Raw genomic sequence first — 2,219 nt, 5'->3', positions numbered from 1 at the left:
AAACCCTTCACCTGGACCGCGACCGCCGACGAGATCCTCGCCAAGGTCCGACTCGTCCAGACCAACATCAAGAAACTCGTCGACAACAACGCGAAGTGACACAAACAGGATCACGAGACACTAGCCGATCACCCACCCAGGAAACGACGTTGAGGATTTCCCCGGCCAAGTCGCCACGAGCGCGAATCGGCTCCGCCCCGCAGTCGCAGAAGTGGCCCTGGACCTCAATTCACCGGCATTGCCAGGTTGGGACTCTTCCTGCTCTGCGCGGTGTTCTTTGCGTCGCTGTTCGAAGTCGCCGCGCTGTTGAGCGTGCTCAGGGCGTCGGCGTTGTCAGCTTCGCCCAAGGTTCCGTGCAGACTAGAGTCTGCCCATTCGAAGCGCAGTGCGTCTCCCACACGAACCCGTCAGTGGTCAGCACCTTGACCCACGTGTCATTCCCGTGGGAGGAGATGGTGGTGTCGCAGACATTCTTGGGGTAGAGCGGGTGGACCAACGGGTCTGTCAGATTTTGCCAGACATAAGCCCCTTGCGGAGGGTTGGGGTGAAGGGGTCGCCTACCGGCGTACGTGATCCCGTTGCTTAGCACGGCGCTGAACTCCTCCGAGTTCGAGGGAGTCAAGGAGTCGATGCCGGCGCACGGCCCGGGCGCACCGTCCTTACCGTCCTTACCGTCCTTACCGTCCTTACCGTCCTTACCGTCCTTACCGTCCTTACCGTCCTTACCGTCCTTACCGGGAGGGCCTTGCTTCCCGTCGTCGTGCCTTCCGTGGTCGTCATCGTTCGAGGACGGGGTCGGGCCTGCGACCAGAGCGGAGTGGGTTATCGCACTGCCGCTCTGCGCCACAGCCACCGCGGGACCGGAGATCCCCGCCAGGGCAACGGCCAACGGCACGATGACGCTACTGGCCAACCAAACGCGCCGCTTGGAGAGCGGCACGAGAAGCGATTCATTCCTGTCGTCAGGACTCATTCGACTCTCCTTATTGATCCGAACCGGGAGGTGTTGAAGCGCATTCGCACTTCCCTCGGTTTCATCGGATCGGGATGCCCACGCCTTTACTATTTTCGTATGTATGTCACCTGGATGGATCAACAAGCCACTCTTCTGGCCGACCTGCCCCCAGTAGCGAACGTGAGCCACGGAGGGCCCCGTGTGCTCATTCGCCGGGGCATCCCGCTGGGGTGTAACGGATCTGGTAGAAGCAATGTTCTGCGTCAGGATCATGAGCGGGAAAGCGAAAGTGCCTTCTGAGCTGCAATGCCGATGCGCGAGGCACTCTACGGCTGGGCCTTCCGGGCAACGCTGACCGCGACGGGGGGAGTCGTCTCCCGCGCGGACGCCGAGACGCCGCCACCCGAGGTGGCGGCGGCCCTCGCGTGGATCGCCAAACACTCGCTCAAGGTCACGGAGGCTGCCCGGCCAGAACGCATGCGGGCAGGGCTGGAAGCCCTGTCGCTCAAGCTGGACGGCGAACCCGCGGCCGACAACACGGCCGCTCGCAAGCGCACGGTGCTCAGCAATGCCATGAGATACGCGGTGGAAAGGGACATCCTGTCGGCAAGTCCGCTCTTGCAGATCGACTGGACGCCGCCGGTCAGGCACGCAGAAGTGGACTTCCGCTACGCACCCAACCCGAAGCAGGCGGCGGCGCTCATCGCCGCAGTGCAGGAGCAGGGGGCGACGACACTCCTTGCTGCCGTCCCGTACTCGCTGCGGCACGCCGGCGTCTCGCTCTGGATCAACTCCGGAGTCGATCCTGTCAATCCCCTGGTTTCGTAGAGGCCTCCGTTATGCGGCCAGGTACTCCTGGTCGTGGTTGTTGCGTGCCTCGTTGATGATCCGTTCGAACTCGGCGGGCGGCAGGCCGCCGGCCGCGCTGTGGCGCCGTCGTGTGTTGTAGAAGTCGGTGATCCAGGTGGCGATCTTGATGCGGGCCTCGGTGCGGGTGGCGAACCGGTGCCGGTGGATGTACTCGACCTTGATGGTCGAGTTGAAGCTCTCCGCAGCGGCGTTGTCGAAGCACGACCCCACCCGCCCCATCGACTGCACCACGCCCAGCCGGTCACACAGGTCGCTGTAGGCCGTGGAGGTGTACTCCCCGAGTTCAATAGGTCGTCGCAACACTGCTTGTCAGAGATCATAGATGCTCGTTGAAGACCTCGTCGGGGGTCCTCCATCCGAGGGTCTTGCGGGGGCGGTTGTTGAGGACGGTGGC

The 2,219-nt window shown here is 63.3% G+C and carries 3 protein-coding genes; 1 reads left to right on the top strand and 2 read right to left on the bottom strand.

Going from position 1 to position 2,219, the window contains the following annotated elements; genetic code table 11:
• Positions 1 to 316 precede the first annotated feature (316 nt).
• The gene (locus FCI23_RS59080) at positions 317 to 973 is read right to left on the bottom strand and encodes a hypothetical protein (RefSeq protein WP_211265908.1); all 657 of its coding nucleotides are present in this window, start codon (positions 971 to 973) and stop codon (positions 317 to 319) included.
• A 294-nt stretch (positions 974 to 1,267) separates the two neighbouring features.
• Between FCI23_RS59080 and FCI23_RS55280 the strand changes: the two genes are divergently transcribed.
• Entirely contained in the window at positions 1,268 to 1,783 is a 516-nt protein-coding gene (locus tag FCI23_RS55280; protein WP_136731704.1) for a hypothetical protein, read from the top strand.
• A gap of 9 nt (positions 1,784 to 1,792) precedes the next feature.
• On the opposite strand, the gene FCI23_RS55275 is transcribed toward FCI23_RS55280, so the two are convergent.
• Entirely contained in the window at positions 1,793 to 2,125 is a 333-nt protein-coding gene (locus FCI23_RS55275) for an integrase core domain-containing protein (protein WP_136731703.1), read from the bottom strand.
• Between the last annotated feature and the right edge of the window lie 94 nt (positions 2,126 to 2,219).

The organism is Actinacidiphila oryziradicis, from assembly GCF_005047355.1.
GTDB lineage: Bacteria > Actinomycetota > Actinomycetes > Streptomycetales > Streptomycetaceae > Actinacidiphila > Actinacidiphila oryziradicis.
This window is presented reverse-complemented; position numbering and strand designations above follow the sequence as displayed.